Raw genomic sequence first — 354 nt, forward strand, 5'->3', positions numbered from 1 at the left:
TTGCTTCCTGAAACTGTTCCTCCGGGGATTTCTGCCGGGGCTTTGGCTTTTTTGCCTTTCCCGGCGGTTTCCAGTCCTCATAGGAAAACCCGAAGTCCTGTGCCAGTTGTACGGCGGCTTCTTTCTTTCCCAGCCCATACAGGGCGGCGGTAAAATCAATCACATCCCCATCAGCACCGCAGCCGAAGCAGTGGTAACGCCGATCCAGCTTCATACTTGGGGTTTTATCGTGATGGAACGGGCAGCAAGCCATCCCGTTCCGACCTACATGGATTCCATAATGCTCCGCAGCCTGTCTTGTTGTGACGGACTGCTTCACAGCTTCAAATACATTCAAATCTATCCCTCCTTGAA

General features: G+C 52.5%; 1 protein-coding gene. It reads right to left on the reverse strand.

The features are described from left to right. Positions 1 to 337, reverse strand: a 337-nt coding sequence (locus G4417_RS16650; protein WP_243872189.1) for a CHC2 zinc finger domain-containing protein, incomplete at its 3' end; no start/stop codon positions are given. Between the last annotated feature and the right edge of the window lie 17 nt (positions 338 to 354).

Source organism: Blautia wexlerae (assembly GCF_013300825.1).
In the GTDB taxonomy this organism is placed as follows: Bacteria; Bacillota; Clostridia; order Lachnospirales; family Lachnospiraceae; genus Blautia_A; species Blautia_A wexlerae_B.